This is a genomic window from Marispirochaeta aestuarii, assembly GCF_002087085.1.
Lineage (GTDB): Bacteria > Spirochaetota > Spirochaetia > JC444 > Marispirochaetaceae > Marispirochaeta > Marispirochaeta aestuarii.
Genome location: NZ_MWQY01000032.1, coordinates 1 through 22,188, shown reverse-complemented (window position 1 = coordinate 22,188; position 22,188 = coordinate 1). Strand labels below are relative to the sequence as shown.

General features: G+C 55.9%; 22 protein-coding genes and 1 pseudogene. 6 read left to right on the top strand and 17 right to left on the bottom strand.

Translation table 11 applies throughout. The annotated features are described in order from the left end of the window. Positions 1–282 precede the first annotated feature (282 nt). Entirely contained in the window at positions 283–1,197 is a 915-nt protein-coding gene (locus B4O97_RS18265) for an NAD(P)-dependent oxidoreductase (RefSeq protein ID WP_083052959.1), read from the top strand. On the opposite strand, the gene B4O97_RS18260 is transcribed toward B4O97_RS18265, so the two are convergent. Together B4O97_RS18260 and B4O97_RS18255 are read right to left on the bottom strand one after the other, a co-directional pair. Then, on the bottom strand, positions 1,194–1,991 hold the full coding sequence (locus B4O97_RS18260) for an aspartate dehydrogenase domain-containing protein (protein ID WP_083052958.1): 798 nt from the start codon (positions 1,989–1,991) through the stop codon (positions 1,194–1,196). The genes B4O97_RS18265 and B4O97_RS18260 overlap by 4 nt on opposite strands. A gap of 39 nt (positions 1,992–2,030) precedes the next feature. Continuing rightward, entirely contained in the window at positions 2,031–3,059 is a 1,029-nt protein-coding gene (locus tag B4O97_RS18255) for a LacI family DNA-binding transcriptional regulator (RefSeq protein WP_083052957.1), read from the bottom strand. Between the two features lie 218 nt (positions 3,060–3,277). On the opposite strand from B4O97_RS18255, the gene B4O97_RS18250 reads away from it, so the two are divergent. The 4 genes from B4O97_RS18250 (at position 3,278) to B4O97_RS18235 (ending at position 8,543) form a co-directional block, all read left to right on the top strand. Continuing rightward, positions 3,278–5,200, top strand: a complete 1,923-nt coding sequence (locus B4O97_RS18250) for a glycoside hydrolase family 127 protein (protein ID WP_083052956.1) — start codon at positions 3,278–3,280, stop codon at positions 5,198–5,200. 61 nt (positions 5,201–5,261) lie between these two features. Next, positions 5,262–6,611 (top strand): ABC transporter substrate-binding protein, encoded by a 1,350-nt coding sequence (locus tag B4O97_RS18245; RefSeq protein WP_083052955.1) that lies wholly within the window; start codon positions 5,262–5,264, stop codon positions 6,609–6,611. Between the two features lie 169 nt (positions 6,612–6,780). Next, positions 6,781–7,662, top strand: coding sequence for a carbohydrate ABC transporter permease (locus B4O97_RS18240; protein ID WP_233143121.1), 882 nt, complete (start codon positions 6,781–6,783; stop codon positions 7,660–7,662). Continuing rightward, positions 7,662–8,543, top strand: a complete 882-nt coding sequence (locus B4O97_RS18235; protein ID WP_083052953.1) for a carbohydrate ABC transporter permease — start codon at positions 7,662–7,664, stop codon at positions 8,541–8,543. Before B4O97_RS18240 ends, B4O97_RS18235 begins: the two co-directional genes overlap by 1 nt. Here the strand turns inward: B4O97_RS18235 and B4O97_RS18230 are convergent, their stop codons facing one another. The 15 genes from B4O97_RS18230 to B4O97_RS18160 all read right to left on the bottom strand — a co-directional run bounded on the left by B4O97_RS18230 (position 8,544) and on the right by B4O97_RS18160 (position 21,635). Then, on the bottom strand, positions 8,544–9,257 hold the full coding sequence (locus tag B4O97_RS18230; RefSeq protein WP_158084393.1) for a DUF4386 domain-containing protein: 714 nt from the start codon (positions 9,255–9,257) through the stop codon (positions 8,544–8,546). Between the two features lie 52 nt (positions 9,258–9,309). Further along, positions 9,310–10,005 (bottom strand): NAD(P)-dependent oxidoreductase, encoded by a 696-nt coding sequence (locus B4O97_RS18225; protein ID WP_083052951.1) that lies wholly within the window; start codon positions 10,003–10,005, stop codon positions 9,310–9,312. 124 nt (positions 10,006–10,129) lie between these two features. Beyond that, positions 10,130–10,507: an ArsR/SmtB family transcription factor gene (locus B4O97_RS18220; RefSeq protein WP_083052950.1), complete on the bottom strand. Its 378-nt coding sequence runs from the start codon at positions 10,505–10,507 to the stop codon at positions 10,130–10,132. Between the two features lie 60 nt (positions 10,508–10,567). Beyond that, positions 10,568–12,352, bottom strand: coding sequence for an FAD-dependent oxidoreductase (locus B4O97_RS18215; RefSeq protein ID WP_083052949.1), 1,785 nt, complete (start codon positions 12,350–12,352; stop codon positions 10,568–10,570). A gap of 18 nt (positions 12,353–12,370) precedes the next feature. Further along, positions 12,371–13,591, bottom strand: a complete 1,221-nt coding sequence (locus B4O97_RS18210) for an NADH-quinone oxidoreductase subunit D (RefSeq protein ID WP_198947100.1) — start codon at positions 13,589–13,591, stop codon at positions 12,371–12,373. Beyond that, positions 13,585–14,163 (bottom strand): NADH-quinone oxidoreductase subunit C, encoded by a 579-nt coding sequence (locus B4O97_RS18205; protein ID WP_158084392.1) that lies wholly within the window; start codon positions 14,161–14,163, stop codon positions 13,585–13,587. The genes B4O97_RS18210 and B4O97_RS18205 overlap by 7 nt, the downstream gene beginning before the upstream one ends. 24 nt (positions 14,164–14,187) lie before the next feature. Then, complete coding sequence (locus B4O97_RS18200; protein WP_198947099.1) at positions 14,188–14,922, bottom strand: NuoB/complex I 20 kDa subunit family protein; 735 nt, start codon at positions 14,920–14,922, stop codon at positions 14,188–14,190. Between the two features lie 18 nt (positions 14,923–14,940). Beyond that, on the bottom strand, positions 14,941–15,873 hold the full coding sequence (locus B4O97_RS18195; protein WP_083052947.1) for a respiratory chain complex I subunit 1 family protein: 933 nt from the start codon (positions 15,871–15,873) through the stop codon (positions 14,941–14,943). Next, positions 15,873–19,211, bottom strand: coding sequence for a proton-conducting transporter transmembrane domain-containing protein (locus B4O97_RS18190; protein WP_083052946.1), 3,339 nt, complete (start codon positions 19,209–19,211; stop codon positions 15,873–15,875). Before B4O97_RS18190 ends, B4O97_RS18195 begins: the two co-directional genes overlap by 1 nt. Next, positions 19,205–19,564, bottom strand: a complete 360-nt coding sequence (locus tag B4O97_RS18185) for a sodium:proton antiporter (protein WP_083052945.1) — start codon at positions 19,562–19,564, stop codon at positions 19,205–19,207. The genes B4O97_RS18190 and B4O97_RS18185 overlap by 7 nt, the downstream gene beginning before the upstream one ends. After that, positions 19,561–20,259, bottom strand: coding sequence for a Na(+)/H(+) antiporter subunit B (locus tag B4O97_RS18180; protein ID WP_083052944.1), 699 nt, complete (start codon positions 20,257–20,259; stop codon positions 19,561–19,563). The genes B4O97_RS18185 and B4O97_RS18180 overlap by 4 nt, the downstream gene beginning before the upstream one ends. Beyond that, positions 20,252–20,527: a Na(+)/H(+) antiporter subunit B gene (locus tag B4O97_RS18175; RefSeq protein ID WP_083052943.1), complete on the bottom strand. Its 276-nt coding sequence runs from the start codon at positions 20,525–20,527 to the stop codon at positions 20,252–20,254. The genes B4O97_RS18180 and B4O97_RS18175 overlap by 8 nt, the downstream gene beginning before the upstream one ends. Continuing rightward, positions 20,524–20,883, bottom strand: a complete 360-nt coding sequence (gene mnhG / locus B4O97_RS18170) for a monovalent cation/H(+) antiporter subunit G (protein ID WP_083052942.1) — start codon at positions 20,881–20,883, stop codon at positions 20,524–20,526. Before mnhG ends, B4O97_RS18175 begins: the two co-directional genes overlap by 4 nt. A gap of 1 nt (position 20,884) precedes the next feature. Next, positions 20,885–21,145, bottom strand: coding sequence for a monovalent cation/H+ antiporter complex subunit F (locus B4O97_RS18165; protein WP_083052941.1), 261 nt, complete (start codon positions 21,143–21,145; stop codon positions 20,885–20,887). After that, positions 21,138–21,635: a Na+/H+ antiporter subunit E gene (locus tag B4O97_RS18160; RefSeq protein ID WP_083052940.1), complete on the bottom strand. Its 498-nt coding sequence runs from the start codon at positions 21,633–21,635 to the stop codon at positions 21,138–21,140. Before B4O97_RS18160 ends, B4O97_RS18165 begins: the two co-directional genes overlap by 8 nt. A 312-nt stretch (positions 21,636–21,947) precedes the next feature. On the opposite strand from B4O97_RS18160, the pseudogene B4O97_RS19705 reads away from it, so the two are divergent. Further along, positions 21,948–22,188, top strand: a pseudogene (locus B4O97_RS19705) (hypothetical protein); the annotation flags it as partial.

The window sequence follows — 22,188 nt, the reverse complement described above, 5'->3', positions numbered from 1 at the left end:
CTTGGAATATTTCCCTCTGATTTCTTGTCAGGGGTGGGGTTTAATTGACGGTTACGAAACAATATATAGTTTTACCATGATAAAAAGTCTGGTTCCAGCACATACACAACAACAATCGGCGCACCACCCCCCTGCACGTACACTTCGGTTTGCTTCGCAAAAAGCCTCGTGCTGCACTATCGCCTATCGGCGAAGTGCTATGCATGAACCTTCAGTGGGGTTCCTTGTCCTGGTCGACAGGATAGATAAAAACACGTAGAGTTGGGCAGTACGGAGGTATCCATGTTCAAGAAACTGGTGGCAATCGAACCTGTAAGCCTGACTCCCCCCGCCGAGGAGGAGCTGAAGAAATACGCACAAGAGATTATCCAGTATCCCGATATCCCCACCGATGACAACGAGATAGCGCGACGTATCGGGGATGCCGACGCGGTTCTTCTGAGTTACACCTCCCGGCTGAACGCCGCGGCCCTGGAGCAGTGTCCGGCGGTCAGCTACATTGGCATGTGCTGTTCCCTCTACTCGGAGGAGAGCGCCAACGTTGACATCCGCTATGCCCGTCAGCGGGGTATAACCGTTACCGGCATACGGGACTACGGCGACGAGGGGGTTGTGGAATACGTTGTAAGCGAGCTGGTCCGCTGCCTCCACGGCTTCGGCAAAAACAAGGACGGCAGCCCTGCAAAACCCTGGAGCGGAGTGCCCCGGGAAATCACCGGGCTTAAAGCGGGCATTATCGGTCTTGGAAAATCCGGCGGCATGATCGCCGATGCCATGGCTTTTTTCGGCGCGGAGGTCTCCTATTTTGCCCGCAGTGAAAAACCTGCTGCTGCAGAAAAGGGCTACCGCTTTCTGCCCTTGCGGGACCTGCTGTCGGAAAACGAGGTGCTCTTTGCCTGCCTGAACAGGAACACCGTGCTTCTGCATGAGGAGGAGTTTTCCGCCCTGGGAAACAAAAAAATCCTGTTCAATACCGGGCTTTCCCCCGCCTGGGACGAGGAACCCTTTTCCCGCTGGATAGACGGAGACAACCGCTGTTACTGCGATACCCTGGGGGCCCTGGGAGATCCCCGCTTTCTGGACCATCCCAACGTATTCTGCGTACAGGTTTCCACCGGACGGACCATGCAGGCTTTCGACCGGCTGAGCGAAAAGGTCCTGGCGAATATACAGGACTATCTGAACAAAAATGCCTAAAAAACGATGGGGGAGGCCAGGTTGCGCAGAGTGTTGACGATGCTCCATCCGGCGATTTCCGCGGTCTCGCTGTAGACGTCGATTACCGTCCGCACCTGGCTGTTTGATATCTCTATACGGTGATCGTCCCCCAGGTACTCCGGGGTGGAGGTAACCGAAACCTCAATGTTTTCGGGTCCCACGGAGGCCAGGGAAGCGGCGACTGCCACGTTTACCTTGGTGGGAAAGAGTTCAATGGCCTGGACCGCATTTCCGGAAAAGACGCGGCGCCTTTCCTTGTGCAGGGAATCAGAATAAACCTCCGTTCCCTTCAGGGAATCGGGACCTTTTTCCGTCGAAATGGAAGCCTTGCAGGGGCCCATCAGAGAAGCCGTGCGCAGAACATCGAAGCCTCCGATGGCACCGGAGACCAGATGCACCTTTGCATTGTTCTCCGCCGCGGTTCTGTGAACTTCTTCATAAAAGACTCTGTCCGCCAGGGCTCCGATTGAGAGGCTTATGATCGATATTCCCCGTCTGAGGGCCGGAAGGGCTATATTCTTCATTGCGGCGGGGGATGCAGCCTCGATGATATAATCCGGGTTGAGGGAAAAAAGTTCCTCCTGATTTTCGCAGACCCTGCAATCGCTGTTTCCTCCGCGCAGTTGCTGCACCATCTTTTCCGCGCTGTTTCTGGATCGTGATAAAAGGCCGACGAGCCGGTATTCCGGGAGGAGTCCGCTGTTGAGGGCCTGGACGACAATCCCCGAGAGCTTTCCGCATCCCAGGATGGCAAGTTTGGTAGGGGTATTCATGGTCCGGCAAATATACTTAAAATGATCCGGCGGAACAACTCAGGGAGAGGTCGATTCCCGTTCCACAATACTGCAGCCGAGGAGGATCTCGTGACTCTCGGGCTTTCTGTCCTTCTCGATCATATCCAGCATGATGTCCGCCGCGGTGTGTCCTATCTCGAAAAGGGGCAGCGAGACTGACGAAAGGCTCGGTCGGCAGACCGAGGCGATTTCCCGGTCGTCAAAGCCGATGAGGTCCAGGTCCTTACCCACCTCTATTCCGTTCTGGTTGCAGTAGTCTATTACCCCCAGGGCCATAAGGTCGTTCTGGGTAAAGATTGCGGTGACTCCTTCCGCCAGCAGGGAGGGGGCATTGGCGAATCCCTGGTCCCGTTCCCAGTCGCCGTAACGGGTCAGGTGGGGATTGTAGGGAATGTCCTTTTCGTAAAGAGTCTCCTGGAAGCCCAAAAGGCGCTTGTTTGTGTGCAAGGAGTCCTTGGGGCCGGCGATGATTCCGATTTTGCGGTGTCCTTTGCTGATCAAAAGTTCTGCGACCTTCCGTGCTGCTTCCCGGTCATCGTAGTTGACGGCGGGGATGTTCGGATCTTCGCTGAAACAGTAGGCACAGACAAAGCGGGTCTCCTTCTGTTCGGAGACCGGCGCGACAATGTGGCTGTGGCATCCGATGTAGAGAATACCGTCCACCTGTTTGGAGAGCATCTCGTCCATCATGTCCATAACCAGTTCGGTTTTCTCCTTACCGTAGCCCGGATCATGGTGAAAACGTTTGTTGAAGCGCAGGTTACCCAGAATGTAGTGATAGTTCCGGGTTTCGCAACAGACGCCGATACCGTCGACTATACCGGGGGTGTTGAATACCGTCAGGTCCTCGGCAATGATTCCCAGGGTACGGCTCATGCCCATCTTCAGATTCCGGGCGTTGAGATTGGGTCGATATTTCAGCCGCTTTGCCGCCGCCATTACTGTATCCTGGGTCTCACGGCTCACACCGGGCAGACCGTTCAGCACCTTGGAGACAGTGGCGATGGAAACCTCCGCGCAGTCGGCGATCTCTCTTATTGTTGCCATGCTGTACTATATCATATAAACGTTTAACATCAAAAGCCACAAAGTGATTAAAATCACCGGTAAAAATTTAAAATTATTCCTTTACAGAGGGATTAGGCAGGTGTATGATGATCATTGAAAGTAAACGTTTAACATCCGGGGAGCAGAATGACTGTTTTCCGGTATGTTTTGGTTTAGAAAGTTAAACGTTTAACATCAGCTTGAGGAGTTTGAGGTAGATGCAGAAAGGATACCGGCCGCTGGGTCATAACAGAGTTGAGATCACCGATCCTCTATTCAGACACTACGTCGATATGATTGCAGAAAAGGTCCTGCCGTATCAGTGGGATATCTTGAACGACCGGATCCAGGGTACCGAGCGTTCCCACTGCCTCGCCAATTTCCGCATCGCCGCAGGGGAGATGGACGGAGAGTTTTACGGTGCGGTGTTCCAGGACAGTGATGTATACAAGTGGCTGGAAGCAGTGTCCTACAGTATAGAGAGCGGAAAGGGAAGTGCTTTTGTTCCTCTGGCGGAGCAGGCGATCGATCTGATTACCCGTGCTCAGCAGCCCGACGGGTATCTGAATACCTATTACACCCTGGTCAAACCCCGGGAGCGCTGGTCCAACCTTCGGGAAGGCCACGAACTCTACTGCGCGGGCTATCTGATCGAGGCTGCAGTTGCCTATTTCAACGCGACGGGTTCTAAAAAGCTCCTGAACGCAGCGATCCGTTTTGCCGATCTGATTGCAGCCACCTTCGGACCTGGGGAGAATCAGCTCCACGGCTATCCCGGCCATCAGGAGATCGAGCTGGCTCTTATCCGGCTGTATCGGGTTACACAGGATCCTCGGTATCTGGAGACTGCCCGTTATTTTATCCATCAACGGGGCAGGGAACCGAACTATTTTATCCAGGAGATGAAACAGATCCAGAATACGGGAATCTTTCCGGAACTCGATGATTTTGATCTTAAATACGCCCAGGCCCATATACCGCCGGTAGAGCAGCGAAGCATAGAAGGTCATGCGGTCCGGGCCATCTACATGTGCGCCGCCATGGCGGACCTCGCCCGGGAGTGTGATGATGCGAAGCTCGCGGAAGCGTCCCAGGCTCTGTGGAAAAGCGTTACGGAAAAAAAGATGTTCATTACCGGCGGGATCGGTTCATCTGGTTTCCTGGAGCGTTTTACAACGGATTATGATCTTCCCAACGGCAGCGCCTACTGCGAAACCTGCGCCTCCGTGGGGCTGATGATGTTCGGGCAGAGGATGGCGGCCCTCAACAAAGACGCTTCTTTTTACGATACGGTGGAGAAAGCGCTCTGCAACACGGTTCTTGCAGGGATCAGTGCCGACGGACTCCGCTACTTTTACGTCAATCCCCTGGAGGTCTGGCCGGATATCTGCCTTCCCCATACCTCCATGGCCCATGTAAAACCTGTACGCCAGCAATGGTTTAGCGTAGCCTGCTGTCCCACCAACGTGGCCCGGACCCTGGCCTCCCTGGGACAGTATATCTATGCCGAGGATGAGGGTGCCCTCTGTATTCATCAGTTTATCTCTTCCCGGGCTGAGCATCAGGGCAGACAGGGGCCGGTGCGAATCAGCATGGAAGCGGACATTGTGCGTCGGGGGACTGTTCGGATCAGCAGCGATGGGCCGGTCAACCTGTGTATTCGTGTTCCCTCCTGGGCTGACCATCCTGTATTCCAGGTGGACGGTTCGGCTTTTGAACCGGAAATCCGGAACTCCTATGCCTGCATCGACCTTGTAGCCGCCGGAGAGATCCTGATCGACCTGCATGTCTCCCCCCGGTGGGTAGCCGCCAGTGACAGTGTACGGGAGAATGCCGGGAAAACCGCCCTTATGCTGGGTCCTTTTGTCTATTGCCTGGAAGAAGCGGATAACGGAGATAACCTGCCTGCTCTTATCCTGGCTCTTGATGCCGGGGTCCGCCGGGGAGAGAGTCTGGACTGTCTCCCCGGGGATATGCCGAAGCTCGAATACCCGGGCTTCCGGTTTTCAAGCGGGGTGGGGTCCCTGTACGGAAGCCCCAACTTTACCCTGGGAGAGACTTCAATAACGGCAGTCCCCTATTGCCTGTGGTGTAACAGAGCCCCGGGGGAAATGCTGGTCTGGCAGAAACAGCGGCTGTAAAAGAAAAATACGCAACCCTTCGGTTGTTGTGTAAAATATTTTGAAAGGAAGGTACGAGAAGATGATGAAGAAAGGACTGTTTACGCTTTTTCTGTTCTGTCTGATCATGGTCCCCCTGGCGTTGGCCGGCGGCTCACAGGATGCGGAACAGGCTGACGGGAAGGTCCCGATTACCTATTCCTACTGGGGAACCCCTGACGAGGGGGCGGCGGTTCAGGGCGTTGCCGACAAGTTCAATGCCGGCCAGGACCGGATTGAAGTCGAAATCATGTCCATTCCCCACGACACCTACGTAACCAAACTCAACACCCTGGCCACCGCCCGTTCCCTGCCGGATTGCGGTATCATGAACGAAGCGGGGGTACTGCAGTTTGCGGAGAACGGACTGCTTGCGGATGTTTCCGGCATGTACGGATCCGGCGACTCCAAACCCCTGGAGAGCATAACCTTCAAGTATGAAGGAAAACCGGTTGCCTACTCCGCGGCGAATGAAATACTCGTTTTGTACTACAACAAGGATATGTTCGATGCCGCGGGGGTGGAGTATCCCCCGGTGAATGCGGAGAACGCCTGGACCTGGGATGAGTTTGTGGATACGGCTAAACTCCTGACCCTGGATGCAGACGGCAACAACGCTAAATCCCCCGCTTTTGATCCCATGAACATCGTACAGTACGGCTGCATGGTGGAGAATCTTACCTGGCAGCTCGAGGTCTGGTGCCTCAGCAACGGCAGCGGATTTTACAGTAAAGACGGATCTTCGGTTCACATAAATAACCCTGCTGCAGTCGAGGCAATCCAGAAGATAGCGGACCTTCACCTGGTTCACAACGTTGCTCCTCTTTCTGCGGGGCTTACCGATGACGGTGTGCAGCGTTCCCTTATCGCCGGAACCTGCGCCATGACAACAAACGGCGCGTGGAACGTGGGTACCTGCCTTGCCTCTGCCCGGGAAGAGGGCCTCAATTATGGTGTAGCCGTTCTGCCCTACATGAAGGAGAAGGTCACAATCTGTACCGGCGGCCCGAACGTGGTCTTCAGCCAGTCCGAGAATCCCGAAGAGGCCATGGAGTGGGTAAAATGGTATTCCAGAGAAGAAAACAGCTGGGCCCTGATTGAAGCGGGTATCTGGATGCCGGTTCTTGAAAAGTGGTACACCGATGAAGATCTCATACGAAAGTGGATAGATAACCCGAACTTTCCTCCCTACGAGGAGTATAAGCCTGCGGTTGTCGACTATGCACGGGAATATTCCAGATCGACGGCATGGTATTATGTAAACAACACCGTCGATTTCAACACCCTCCTGGGTTCCCTGCTGGGAGATGTCTGGACTGGGGCAAAGACGGCGGAAGAAGCCATTGACGATGGATATACGAGCCTGGTCGCGGCCTTCAGGGGAGACGGCTGATTCTCTAAAAGATAAGCGGCAAGCCCGGTTTGTTGTGATGATCGGGCACAGGCCTGACGTGATAGGGAAGCGTTCGCTCAATCCGGGCGCTTCCCTTCGAGTTTAGGGTGATACCGAGGATAAATACATGCGTCTACTGAGTACGAGTGCAGGATTTTCAAACCAAACTTTGAAGGCTGAATCGAGGGCGGCCTGGATCTGCCTGGCTCCATCGATTGTCGGTCTGGTCTTTATTACCTACCTGCCCCTCGCGAGCATGTTTGTGCTGGGTTTTTTCAAATGGGGGAAGGGAGCTCCGGATCCGGTTTTTATCGACCTGGAAAACTACATCCGGCTCTTTACCGCGGATCCCTTCTTCAAGGATTCCATAAAGGTTACCATATATTTCTCCTTCCTGGCGGTTACCGGCAGTATGATCTACTCTCTCTTTATTGCCATGCTGTTGAACCGGAGGGTCCCGGCGAGAGGCTTCTTTCGCGCGGTATTCTACCTGCCCTATGTTCTGCCGGCCATGGCGGTTTTCCTGGGCTGGGCATGGCTCTACGAAGCCAACTTCGGGCTCTTCAATTATATCCTCACCGGGCTCGGCATCGAGAAGATCAGGTTTATCGCCGACTCCAGGTATGTTGTTCTGTCCCTGGCGCTTATTGCAGTGTGGCTCTCCGGAAATCTTATAGTAATTTTTCTCGCGGGACTTCAGAACGTTCCCAAGGTGTATCACGATGCGGCGGAGATAGACGGAGCCAACGGCTGGCAGCGTTTTCGTCATGTAACCGTCCCCTGCATGTCGCCGATTATCTTCTACAACCTGATGATGGCCCTGATTACCAACATGCAGGTCGTTATTCCCGCCCTTGCCCTGACCAACGGGGGTCCGGGAAACTCATCTACCTTTATGACCTATCTTATGTACCGCTATGCCTTTATCAGCAACCAGCTGGGGTACGCCTGCGGAATTGCCTTTGTCTTTTTCGCACTGATTTCGGTTTTTACCATCATTCTGTTCGCCACCAGTAAAAGCTGGATATTCTACGAAGGAGACAGTCATTAATGGGGTTTCAGGGATTAAGTTTCAGCGCTAAAGGTATCAGGAGCCGCAGGCGGCAGGAGAAAGCCGCGAATGCCGCAACCCTCGTCATCCTGATTATTCTGGGTGCCCTTGTACTGCTTCCGGTGTGGTGGATGTTCCGCTCGAGCCTTATGACCAACAAGGAGCTCTACGCCTATCCCCCGGATTTTTTCCCCGACAGGTGGCTGTTCAGCAACTACAGGGAAACCATGAAGTACTTTCCCTTCTTCAGGTACTTTGCGAATACGATGACGATTATTCTCCCTTCGGTTATCGGGGGTACGATTACCGCCACCATGGGGGGCTATGCCTTTGCCAGGCTGCGCTTCCGGGGGAAGAATCTGCTCTTTTCCCTCTGTGTCGGTTCCATGCTGGTGCCGACGGTGGTAACCCTGGTTCCTCTGTATATCATGTGGACCAGAGGACTCCGGGTCGTGGATTCCTACCTGCCCTTGATTTTTCCCCACTTCTGCGGTGGCGGCGCCTTCAATATTTTTCTCATCCGCCAGTTCATCAAGACCATTCCCCGGGAGCTGGACGAGGCAGCCACAATCGACGGGGCAGGCCCCCTGTGCATCCTGGTAAGCATCATAATCCCCGCCATCAAGTCCGCCATGATTGTGGTTGCTCTTCTTCTGTTCATCATGCTCTGGAACGACCTGATGCAGCAGATGGTCTATATCAACTCCCTGGAAAAATACACCATTGCCCTGGGACTTCAGCAGTTCAAGGGTTCCCTGGGAACCGACTGGTCCAAGCTCATGGCGGCAACCTGCATGTCCTTTGTCCCGGGTATCGTTTTTTACCTTATCGGACAGCGCTACTTTGTTGAGGGCATCGTCATGACGGGGATGAAGAACTGATTACTCCGGCATTGCCTGAATGTTCTTTCCGCCCTTAATCAGCAGCCAGAGGCCGAACCATCCTTCCGCCAGTATGGAAGGAACCGCGACGATAACCAGCAACACCATGGCGTAGTCGGCGTAGTTGGCAAGCAGCGAATGCGCTGCTGTATCGATTACATAGGTGATCCCGGAGATCATGACGATGTACCCGAGGAGGGGAACGGTCCACCGGGATTTGATCAACAGTACCCCAGCTATAACCAGATGGACTCCGAAGGCTAAAAGCCCGATGAGCCAGGTCGAATTGAACAGATTCAAGGCTGTCAAAGCCTGGGCATTCAGCTGCTCCTCGGTGAAGACCCGAAGAAATTCAGCGTTACTGTACAATTGAAGGGCCTGGAAAAAGAAGATCAGGGCGACCCCCAGGAATACGGTATAAACTATCCGGAACCAGGCAGAAAGCAGGGAGAGATTCCGGTTTACCGGGCTGAAGAGCACATAGAGAGCCCAGGCAACCGGGACATCGATCAGAAACACCAGCATAAAACTCACAATGCCCGTCCGGAACAGACCTTCCGACCCGCGGATGTTCACGGCGGTCTGTGCCGCGTCTGCGGCGACAATCAAACCCTCCCGTACTACAAAATTGGCGAAGATTGCCAGCACAAACAAGAGAATGTATCCTACCCCTGCAATAATGCCGTAGCGCCGTAATGAACCTGTGTTTTCCACAATTTCACTCCTTATATGTTTTTCAAATGATAGATCCTCGAATACAGGCCGGTCAGGCAGTCTCCTCTCTTCCATGGGCAAGGGCGGATGGGGAAAGGCGGCTGACGATAGCCGGAGCCTCATGTATCAGTTCAGGCCTGGTAAGGGCGTCAACCATGAACAGGGCGAAATCGATGCGACGGGTAATATTACTTTGCAGAATTGGGTCTCCCACATGTCGGCTCCAGACCGGGAGCCCTTCACTTTCTCCCTCTTCGAGATCACTGCCGCGTACCAGCGTCCACAGGCTGTCGCTCGCAAAGATGCGACGGCAGGCCTCTTCCTGATCCCGTATATCGATCAGCCCCAAAAGACGGGTAATCCAGCTCACAAACCTGAGCATCCGTAAGAATTTCTTTGAATAGATATCCCTGCCGTCCCGGGAGATGTGCCAGCCGCTGGAGAACACCAGCCTGTCATTGGGATCGGCATTGTCGAGTACGGCCTGGGCGGTACCGGATGAGTAGGTGTCTCTTCCCCAGGGAACGAGAACGCAAAGAACGCCGTCGCAGCCTGCAACGGCCCTGCGGATAATATCCCGATCGTTGGTTCTGCCGCCGATTATATGGATTGTGTCCTTGGAATCCGCCAGTTTTTCCATACTTTCCGGGCGGCAGACCGCTGTCACAGCATATCCCCTCTCCAGTGCCTGGGCGACCATGTAGCGTCCGAGCTTACCGGAGGCACCGATTATACAGACTTTTTTCATGGAATCCTCCACTATTTTCAATCGTCATGCTGTATAAAATGAACCTGGTGCAGGGCTAAGTCAAGAAATATGACAAAAAATATAATGTATTGCTCTTTCTATATCATGGAGAGTTCGGGGCGATTCAATCCTCGCAGCCGCACTCCTCCTGCCGGTTCTCCGGAAAAAGATCTTCCAGGAATCCCACAATCCTGTCGATTCTGTCGCTTGCCAGCCGATAGTAGGCCTGCTTCCCCTTTTTTTCTTTTGCCAGATATCCCGCCATCCACATCATCTTCAACTGCTGACTGACATTGGATATGTTTGCCTCGGAGATTTCCACCAGCTCGGTAACTGTGAAGGGCTGGACCCTGAGGGCGCAGAGGATATGGAAACGGACGGGATTCGCCATCGTATTCAGCAGCTGCTGTACTTCATTACATCTGACCTGGGTAAAACGGTTTTTAATTTCCCTGATTCGGCTTTTCAATCCGGCATCCGCCGTCATGTCGATTGTATCCATAATCCTCGTTTCCCGAACTCCCCGCCGGCATGGAGGGCTTGTTCTCCATGCCGGCGACTCTTAATTTTTCCCCGGGGTCGTTAAAAAGATGTCGATCCCCTTGGCTGCAGAATGGCCGTCGGCGATGGCGCTGATAGCGTCGCGCTTACGGTTGGCGATGTCTCCGCCGGCGAAGATTTTCGTGTCTCCTGTCTGACGGTACTCGTTTATCTGGACCATGCCGCGTTTGAAACTGATTTTAGCGGAAATCTCCTCCGGCAGGAAGGCATAATCCGCCTGTTGTCCGATGGCGGGTATGACGGTGTCGCATTCAATCATCTCCTCGCTGCCCTCTATCAGCTGCGGCCGGGGCCGTCCCCCCTCAGGATCGGGGATCATCTCCGCTTTGCCCCAGTAGAGCTTGAGGCGGGTAGTCTCCCCCTTCTCCAGGCGCAGGGGGATCGCCTGGGTAAGCAGCCGGCAGCCTTCCCCCCGGCTTTCGTGGATCTCCTCCTCGTCGGCTGGCATGTCCTCTTCCCGTCGACGGTAGAGGATCGTAACCTCGGCGCCGTAACGGCGGCTTGTACGGGCAGCGTCCATGGCCACATTTCCTCCACCCACGACAACAACAGATTTTCCGACCTCCGGATCCCTGCCGTCGGTCACATCGTCCAGTATTTTCAGTCCCGAAATGACCCCCGGCAGATCTTCGCCGGCAATGTCCAGGCCGTAGGGGTCGGTAAGACCGGTGGAAAAGAAAACCGCGTCGTTGTCGTCGTAAATCTCCCGGAAGGGAATGTCGACGCCGATCCTGACATTCTGGTGGATCTCTACCCCCAGACTGCGGATGTATTCGATGTCCTTATCCACCTGGTCGTAGGGCAGCCGGTATTCGGGGATTCCGTAGCGCAGCATGCCTCCGGCTTTTTCGTTGGCGTCGAATATGCGAACCTCGTAGCCAAGGAGTCTCAAATAGTATGCCGCGGCAAGTCCGCCGGGACCGGAACCGATAACGGCGACCTTTTTACCGTTCTGATTCTCCGCGCTTTCCAGTACCCCCCTGTAGTCTCCCAGGTAGATCTGGTCCACGATGTAGCGCTTGAGCCAGCGGATGGAAAGCGCCTCTCCCTTGTGCTTTACGGCGCAGACGTATTCGCAGGCGTGGGAACAGACCCGGCCACAGGAGGCGGGCAGGGGATTCGCCTGATAGACGATCCTCAAACCATCCTCCATGTCGTCCCGGCGGATGGCGTCGATGTAGGCGGGAACATCCATGTGGGCGGGACATGTGGCGATGCAAATCCCGCAGGCAACGCAGCGGTCCGCCTCGGCAATGGCCTGTTCCCTGCTGTAGCCCTGCACCATCTCGACGAAGCTCTTCCGGCTCTCCTCGAAGGAGAGCATCGGCATGGGCACCCGTTCCCCTTCCAGCAGCTCGTAACCTTCGGCCCGGCGGTAGCCCTTGTCGCTCGTCTGCCAGGATGTCTCATCCTCTCCGGGCACAAAGCGGAAAACCTCCGGGTCTTCGTCGATCCAGATATACTCGTTGCTCATGCCCAGGGAGCTCGTTGGACAGATGTCGACGCAGAGGGCGCACCAGCAGCAGCGTCCGTAGTCGATCTTCGGCCGCAATCCCGAATCTCCATGCCTGGTCTCCCTCTCTGTAACGGGCACCAGGTCGATGGCTTCGTTCTGGCACACCGATTCGCAGGTGCCGCAGCCGATACATTTGTCCGTGTCGTTGATGTGAAAGCCCCGGTAGCGCTCCGCTCCCGGACGCTCTTCGATGGGCTTGATCTGGGTATAGGGTTTTTCGAAGGCCCTCTTCCATACGGTAAAGGGGGCCGCTAAATCTTTCAGACTCATACTGAACCTTCCTGCCTTTTATCTCTCTACCTCTGGGGGGTAGGTATGCAGCGAAACCATCAGCCCCGCCGTATCGGCGATATCGCAGCCGATGGAGAGGTGCTCCATGAGCGCCACCGCGTGGGTATAACTGGGACCCCGAACATAGATCCTCCGGGGTTTGTCTCCCCCGTCGGAGTTCAGGTAGTAGCCGTACTCTCCCCGGGTACACTCGGCTTTCAGGTAGATCTGGCCCGCCGGGACTTTCCAGTGCAGCGGGTTGGGGAGTTTGGTAAAGAAGGGCCCCTCCTGGGGCATTTTTTCCAGAATTTGCCGGATAAGGTCGATGGACTGGAAGGTCTCCTTCAGGCGTACCACGGCCCGGCTGTAGGCGTCGGACCCGGTGGCGGTAATGACCTCGAAATCAAGCCGGTCGTAGACCAGATAGGGGCGGTCCTTGCGGGTGTCCCGCTTGAAGCCCGCCGCCCGGGCGTTGGGGCCGGTAATGCCGAACTGGTCGACGATCTCCGGGGCGATTACCCCCAGTCCGACGGCCCGTTTTTTAAATACCCCGTTGCTGAACATGGCCAGTTCGATGTCCTTGAGGGTGCTTTCCACGGTCTCCAGGGTCTCCAGGAGGCGTTCCCGGAAGCCTTCGGGAAAATCGGCGCGGACGCCCCCGGGAATCATGTACATGTGGTAGATCCGGCCGCCGCTGAGCTCTTCGAAACGGTCCAGCACGTAGTCCCGCAGGGTTACCGTCCACTGTCCTAAGGTCCCCATGCCGAAGGCCCCCGCCTGGCCGCCGATCCACATGAGGAAACTGGCAAGCCGGGCCATCTCAAGGTTCAGGGTCCGGATCCATACTGCCCGTTCGGGGATCGTAATTCCGGCCAGTTCCTCCACCGTGGCGGCAAAGAGGTACTCGTTAAAATCGGGCTCGGGCACGCAGATGCGGCAGACGATGGGAAAGCACTGAATATACTTGCGCCGTTCCATCAGTTTTTCGAAGCCCCGGTGCAGGTAACCCACATGGGTCTTGCACTCCACGATTTCGTCGCCGCAGATGGTAAGCTCAAGGCTCATGTTCCCGGTAATTCCGGGATGCTGGGGCCCCTGCCAGACCTTCAGGTACTTTCCGCTCTCCAGGTTAAAGCGGCTCTTTCCGTTTACGATTTCCGGCATGCGGGGATTGTCGTTTATATGGGCGCTGTTGCGGGTAGCGAGATCGCTGACCCCGGTGTTGCCTGTTTTTACCATGTTTCCGCCTCGCTGGGGTAGAGTTTCTTCTTCATGTGTTCCCGGGTATCGGTACTCGAGCGGCCGGGACGGGCGTAATAGGTTTTTTCGCTGTACTCTTTTGTGTCGAAGTCCCGCCGCATGGGGGGCAGTTCCTCCCAGCCCTCCAGGGCAAAGTCTTCGTAGAGCCGGGGGCTGCCGGGAAAGATAACGCCGTACATCTCCCTGAGTTCCCGCTGATAGGTCTCCGCCGCCGGCCAGAGATGGTGAATACTGTCCATCTCGCTGTTTTCCCTGTCCACATCGACGATGATTCCCAGGTCGTGGTTCTTCTCATAGCTGTGAAGCATGTAGAGAAGCTCGAATTTGCCGCGTTCGATCTGGTCCACGGCGGTCAAAAACGACAGGTGCGTGTAGGCGGCGATCTCCTTAAGATGTGTAATGACGGATACCGCCTCGTCTTTTTCGACCCGCAAAAAGGCCTGGTACGCATTTTTTTCCTCCAGCCCCGAGACGCCGAAACGCAGGAAAAGCGCGTCAATCACCGTTCTGACCGCGTCGGGGGCCGTCAGCTGTGCTGCTTTATCGTTCATACTCATATTCCTTCCCTTTGTTCCTTACCAGTTGTAGTCCGGCATGTTCCAGTCTTTGATGATCCGCTTCTGGTTTGCTTTATACCAGGCGAAGTTCTCCGCGTATTTGTTGGCCCCCTCGCAGCGGCCTTCCTTTATCATCCTTTTCAGCTTCTGGAAGCCCGCCAGCAGGGCTTCCGGGCGGGGCATGCAGCCGGCGATGTAGATGTCCACCGGAATATAGTGGTCCAGCCGGTTGACCGTGTTGTAGCTGTCCCAGTACATGCCGCCGTTGATGGTGCAGCTTCCCAGGCCGATTACGAACTTGGGCCCCTGCATCTGTTCGTAGCTGCGGACGATGCGCTTCATCGTCTTTACCGAAGCATAACCTCCGATAATAAAGACACTGGACTGCCTTGGAGTGGGACGGGGCTGTATGCCGAAGCGGTACATATCGAAGCGGCTGGTCATCAGGGGACGGAGCTCTATGGCGCCGCATCCGGTCCCGAATCCCAGGATCCAGAGGGACTCGCTCCTGGCCCAGTTCAGGAATTTCTCCCAGGCTCCCTTGAAGGGTTTGATTACCTCCGGCGGCTGGTCACAGAAATTCGGCCGGTCGCTGTCGGCAAGACCGTCGTTGGCCAGTCTGCCCTCTTCGGTAAAGAGACGAATCTGTTCCGCTGCCACGGCGTCCGTCTCCATCGGCCGGACGGATACCGTACGGGGATCAGGATTCTTTACCGGTGCAACGGCTGTATCGATCTGTTTAGTGTCGCTCATTGTTGGAACTCCTTTTTCCTATAGCATCTGCAGAATTACTGCCGCCAGACCCAGCAGGGTAGGTACCCCCAGGAAAAAGCGGATCGACTGATGGGTTTTAAACCGCGGGAAACTGACCCCCACGATTACCACGTAGAGGTAGATCAGAAAGGTCTTGGCCACCATGATCAGGATGGCGATAAAGATGTTCGGATGGGCCGCTCCCCCCCAGAAGAGGTTCATAAAGAGGACCATCTTGGCGCCGTTGAAGATCGCCCGGTTAGCTTGCAGCATACCCAGAAAGCCGGACTGCATCTCCGTCGGCGGACCGATGGGGATCTCCTGAGGGGCGACAACCACGCTGAAGGGGTTGTTCATGCTCATGCCCAGAAAGGCCAGCATGCCGGCGGCCATAGCCAGGGGATTGGTAAAGGCCGCCCAGTTCTGGAAGCCCCCCTGCTGGGCGGCGACGATCCCGGTAATCGACAGTGTCTGGTACTGGGCCGCCAGGGAGATTACCGCCAGGCTGAAGGGCAGTTCGAAGGCGGTCATCTGGGCCAGTCCCCGGGAGACCCCGATGGGACTGAAGGGATGCCCGCTCTCTCCGGCCCCCAGGGCCATCCCGAGCTGTCCGAAGAATATAAAATACATGACCAGCAGCAGGTCACCGGAGAAACTGAAGTTCGCGAAAACCGCGGAACCGAAAATAACGGGAATGAAGAGGTAGGTCCCCAGTCCGCCGGCCAGCCGGAAGACGGGTCCCAGAAAGAACATCACCCCGTGGGTGATTCCCGTCCGCTTGGCGCTGTTCTTGATCATGTCGATATAGGGCTGATAAAAGGGCTGTCCTATGCGCCCCTGCACCTTCGCCCGGACCCGGGCCATGGTTCCCATCAGGATAAGCCCGTAGTTGAGGATCACGAAGAGCGAGATCAGGGTGTAGAACGCCTTGGTCAGTATCGCAGTTGCCATCAGAAGCCACCTCGCGTAATCAGGTAGGCCAGCAGAAAATAGACCAGTATCTGCAGGCTGTATGTCTGGGTATTTCCGGTATTGATGCGCCGCAGGGCCCCTGAAATCTGGCCGGCGGCCTCCGCCGTTCCCTGCCAGAAGCGTCGAACCAGCGGATCCACCAGAAATCCCAGGGCTTTCCGGTAGTGTCCGAAGAAGTTATAGGCATAGTGGGTGGTTTCCGGCTTGTAGGGCCGTTCCGCAGCGTAGACGATGTTGAACTGCTCCACCCTGTAGACCCGGCCTTTGGTGAGAAGCAGCCACAGGAGGGGGGCGATAAAGACGCCGATGGTCACGTACATGACGGCGCTGCCGTTCCAGTAGCCCAGGCTGGAGATGACACTGTAGCCCTCCCATACGACGGAGGAGCTGAAGTAGGGCTCTATGACCTTCTGCAGGGGAACAATCAGGATCTTTGGAAACATGGAGAAGGCGAATACCACAACCAGAAAGATCATCTGGGGGATAATAAACCAGGCCGGGGCCTCTTTGATGTCGTGGTAGATCGGTTTTCGCTGGCCGAGGAAAATGGAATGGATCAGCCGGAACAGGTACAGAAAGGCGACCCCGGAAGAGAACATGGCAAGCCCCGCCTGCAGATACCAGCCTTTCTCGATCAGTGCCGAGTACATGAGCCATTTGGCGCCGAAACCCGTAAGAGGGGGCACCCCGGAGAGGGCTATTATGGCGAAGAGGACCGAAATAAAGCTCAGGGGCATGCGCTTAATGAGCCCCCCCATCTGGTACATGAGCCGCGTTCCGGTACGGTAGATTACCCCGGCCACGGCCAGAAAGAGCATGGCCTTGAACATCAGGTGGGTGACAGCAAGGTAAAGGCTGGCTATCCACCCCAGGTGGCTCATGGCCGCCCAGGTCAGCACCATGTAACCCACCTGACCCATGGAGGAGTAGGCCAGGGCGTACTTGATGTCCTCCTGAAACAGGGCCATCATCGCGCCGGCAAGGGCCGTGGCGACTCCCAACCAGCCGATCAGGGTGCTCAAGGGGATTCCGGAAAAAGCGGCGCCGCCGAACACCAGCGGGGTAAAAAAGCCCGCCCCCAGAAAAAGGACAAAGAGCCCCGCCTTGCTCAGCACCGACGAAATCAAACTTGAGAAATCATCCTCGGCCTCGGCATAAGCGACAGGCAGCCAGATGTGGAGTCCCAGGGCTCCGAGTTTAACAAGCAGTCCCAACGCAATCAGGATTGCCGCTGACGGCGCTGTTCCTGCAGCGGTAACAAATGTCCCCTCTCCCAGCAGGGCGAGCCCGCTCAGGAGCAGATAGGCCCCGCCCAGGGAACAGCTAATGTACCAGAGGGCTCCTGCCGCGGCCCGGCGCCCCCGCTGAATCAGAAGAAAGGATGTCAGGGTCATGGTCTCCCAGCTTATAAAAAGATCGAGGTTTGAGACGCTCACCGTCAGCGCCCCCAGGGAGAGGATCAGGGCCGTAAGCAGCGCGGCGGTCCCCGGTTCCCGGCCCCTGCGGTTCATGAAGGCGACAAGCTGTACCAGGGAACCGGCTATAAACATCAGGGCGAACAGCTGGCGCATCCCTTCCAGGTCGGGCAGCAGATACCAGCCGTAGAGGCCGATTACTGTCATGGCCGCAGGCAGCTGCAGCCTGACCGGAAAGCGCAGCAGGTCCAGCAGGGCAAAAAGGACCAGGGCCGCGAAGGGAAGGAGGATTGTCGTGGAAACCCCGGCGGCCAGAGCGCAGCCCGCGCCCAGCAGCGTCAGGACCGCTGCGGCCAGCAGCGCGGGCACCCCGCCGCTTACAAAGGAGCCGGGAACATACGCTGTCGCCTCTTTGGCATTACCCGCAAGTCCGGTCTGCGGCGCTCCGCCGGGACCGATTTCGACCCCCGCATCGTAGACCGGGGGCTCTCCCTCGAAGTCGCCGGGGATAGTCTCTTCCAGAATATCCGCTGTGTCCTGCGAAGAGCGCGCGCTCATAACAAAGAAGCGCAGCAGATAGACTGCCTCGGCCAGGGATCCGGCCAGTATAAGCGCCATTACCAGAATGGAGTCGCTCTGTCCCAGAGCCATGATCAGCGACCATTTTGCCCAGAAGGCAGGGAAGGGGGGCAGACCGATCAGGGCGGCGACGAAAATCCCAAGCAGGGTCAGCAGAACCGGCCGGCCGCGCAGGGAGGCGGGAAGTATCGGGCCGCCGCCGGTATCGGCGGTTTTCAGGGCCCCGCCGATCCAGAAAAGACCGGCCTTCGCCATGGCATGGTTGACCAGCAGAAGAAGGACGATGGCCGTGGTTCCCGCAGCGGGCCCACCGCCCGGTATAAAGGCAGCGAGGCTTGTAAGCAGGGATCCCCGCAGGGGATGCTGCAGGACCGGTGTAAGCCCGGCAATCATGACGACCAGGGAAATCTGGGCCGTCGAAGAGTAGCCAAGCATACGTTTGTAGGATTCCTGGCGCAGGGCGCCGAATTGGGAGATAAGAAAGGAACCGGCCCCCGCGATTACCAGGAGTTTAAAAACCGGGAGGGCCGGTGAGGAAAAAATCGGCAGAACTTTAAAGAGAACCATGGCCATGGCGGTGGCGCCGACGGCACTCATCATGGAACCGATGCCGTGATCGGCGGCTTCGTAGGTGTCCAGGGCCCAGCCGTTGGCCGGCGCGGGTTTCAGTTCGATCAGGACCCCGGTCAGAAGCAGCAGGAGTCCCATGCTCGCGCTGAATCCCTGCAGTCTGTCCCGGGCTTCGATTATACCGTCGATACTGAGGGTTCCGGCTTCCCGGTATACAAGGGCGACCCCGATCAGAAAAAAGGCTGAGGCCAGTCCCGAAGCGACCATGTACTTGAAGCCGCCCTCGAAAATCCGTTCGTCCCGGGAAGTGCTCAGAAGGCCGAAGAGGCTTAAGGAGGATATCTCCATAAAAACAAAGAGGTTAAAGATATCCCGGGTCAAGATCAGGCCGGCGGCTCCCAGCATCTGAATAAAAAAGAGAACAACCCGTTTTCCCTGCCAGGGGTCCTGCTCACGGAACAGCAGATGGAACAGGGCGCCGAATCCGGCAAGAAAGACGGCCGTCAGGGCCGCAGCCTCGGGTACGCCAACGGCCAGGTTGATGGAGAGGGGAGCGCTGAAGCCGGCGGTCCCCGTTTCGATCACCGGAGCGCCGGAGGCCAGCGTCAGCAGCCATGAGACTGCTGCCAGAGCGAAAAACGCCATAACGATAAGCGCGATACCCCGGGCAAAGGTTCTTCCGATGGTTTCCGCCAGGGGATAGATAAAGGCAAAACCCAGCAGAGCCGCGATGAAGATAACAGGATTTACCATTTGAGTTCCCTTATTTTGTCCACATGGACAGTTTTTCTGCGCTGATAGATCTTAACGGCGAAACTGAGCATCAGCGCCGTAACAGCCAGTCCTATAACTATGGCCGTAAGGACCAGAGCGGAAGGAACCGGGTCCACCGCCCTGGCCAGCCCCTCGCGAACCGTCAGGTCCGCATCAAAAATCGGGGCCGTCCCCTGTGAGCGGTATCCCACTGCCACGAGCAGGATATGGATTCCCGTATCCAGCAGCGAAAAACTTACGATGATCTTCATGATATGGCGCCGGGAGAGGAGACCGAAAACCCCGATCCCCATCAAAAGCAGCGCCAGCAGAGTCAAGAGCTGGGTGCTCATGGGCGGCTCCTTTTCATGGTATCGATTACCCCCGACAGTTCGGCCCCGACCTTGACGCCGATCAGGGTATAGATCACCGGTATGGCGCCGGCGGAAAAGAGGCTGCCGAACTCTCCTGCAGGAAGAAATCGGGGGTCCAGGAAACCGGCGGCCAGCCAGAGCCCCAGCAGCCCCATGGCCACGTAGCCGGCACCGGAAATCATTTCCAGCGCGGAAAGCAGGCCATGGGAGAGTTCCTCCCTGAGCCCAGCCACCAGGGCGTAGAAAACGCCCGAGGCGATTATTACTCCTCCCTGAAAGCCTCCTCCGGGAGTCAGGTGTCCGTGCAGGAAGATATAGATACCGAAGATGAAAATGGGAGGCAGCAGAAACCCCGCACCGGTTTTAATAAGTTCCGAGGGTTCTCTGCGTTCATCATGGTTTTTTTCACGCCTTTCGTTTTTACGGGAAAACACCAGAGCGATACCCGCCGCGGCGGCGAAAAGTACCGTAACTTCCCCCAGGGTGTCCAGACCGCGATAGCTGACAATAACAGAGGTAACCAGGTTGGCGGCGTTCAGATCCTCAACCCCCTGTTCCAGGTAAGCCGTGGCGAGCTTCCCTATTTCAGCCCTGTCCTGCATCCCGGATATCAGCGGAAAGAACACCAGGGCCAGCAGCACCATAAGGACCAGAACGCTCATGCGTTTAATCATTGCTGGACCCCCTGTTTGCCGGTTGGTCAACTTCCCCGCCCTTGATTCTGCCCCAGGCGATCAGGAACACAACGGTGGTAAGGGCGGACCCGATGGCCGCCTCGGTCATGGCGACATCCGGGGCACCGTAAATCAGGTACAGCACACTGGCCAGGAGGGAAACAACCCCCGCAGCGATTATCGATCCAGTCACGTCCTTGAGCAGTACCGCGGCCAGGGCAGAAGCCAGCATCATCAGGGAAAAAACAATCAGTACAGCATGTATCATCGGACACCTCCTTGTTCGGGATCTCCGGCCTCGCGGAGGTCGTCCCGTCGGGTTTCCGGTGATCCGTACTTTTCCAGAAGCGCCGGGATTCCGCTGAAGTGGGCCGCCCGGGCCAGAGCATGGGACGAGAGAGGGTTTGTCAGAAAGATGAAGAGAATCAGGAGCAGATACTTCTGCCAGTGTCCGGGGTTGTAAAGGCTGAAACCGATGAAAATCAGCATGCTGCCCAGAGTGGTCGCTTTTGTACCCGCCTGCATGCGGTTGTAGACATCCGGCATGCGGATAAGCCCCAGAGCGGCAAGAAACAGAAAAAGTGCACCCGCCAAAACCAGTAAAGCTCCGATAATTTCAGTCATTCTAGAGCTCCTTTTCCGAAAAACGGGCTACGGCAATTACTCCCAGAAAGCTGAGGAGCGCGTATACCAGGGCAACGTCAAGATAGGCTGTACGTTCCAGGTAGTGGGACAGCATGATGATTACCGAGAGCGACATGATCGTCAGGGCATCGAAGGCCACCACTCTGTTCATATAATCGGGGCCGGCAAGAAAGCGGACAAAGGCAAGCACCAGGGCAGCCAGGACAATGATGCCGGCGACAAAAAGAATAAGATCAGCCAAAGATCACCTCCAAATGACGTTCAAAATCACTGACGATTTTCTGAGTAGATTCCTGGACGTCGGTGGACTGAATGTTGATCCAGTGGATGAACAGGTCGTCGTCGCGGATATCGACGGTTATGGTACCGGGTGTCAGGGTAATGGAATTGGCCAGAACCATCCGGCCGAGGGCACTCCGCAAGCGGGTTTTTACCCGCACGATCCCGGGATTTATCGGGAGCCTGGGGCTTAAAACACGCAGCGCGACATCGATATTGGATTTAAAAACTGCGGCCAGAAAAATAATGAGATATACAAAGGACGCGAGTATCTTTTTCGGCACAAGGCTGATTTCGCCGTATACTTTTGAACCCGGAAGGGGGCTCAGCGCCAGAATCAGTGCCAGTATCAGACCGGCTGTAAGTTCCTGCCCTGTTACCGGGCGGGTCAATAATAACCACAGTACTACCACCGAAATCGCCAGGACGATGCGGTACCAGTTCCTTCTCATGCTGCCTCCTAAGCTGGAGTAATGGTGAATTAGTTTAACAGTTTAATATTTATTGTATTGTTGAACGATATGCGGTATCTGTCAAGTTTTTTTTGCGGGGGCAGATCTGAAAACTGCTTTTATGCTGAATCCTGATTCGCTGAAGCTGTTTCCAGGTACACTGCCTGTTTTCACGGCTGCTTAAGCTTGTGGAAGTGCCCTGGAAGAGTGAAAGCTTTGTGTAGTGTCCCGAACCGTGGGGATGATCTGAAGCAAACTCCTTGTTCTGCTGGTATTTAGCAGTAGAACCACTGAAAAAAAGGAGTTTTTATAATGTTTCATCCCCCTTTCTGTCCCAACAAGGAGTGCAGGAACCATTATCTATCCACAAAAACTGCTGCCTGGTATGTAAGAAACGGCAGCTACTCTTCCCGACTTTTCGGCAGGATTCAGCGCTTTCGGTGCTTTCACTGCGGTGTCGGCTTCTCTTCCCAGACATTCAGCCTCGATATTTTCGTGAAGAAAAAAGTCCCCTATTGGAGGATATTCTCACACCTTATTACCTCCTCCGGCA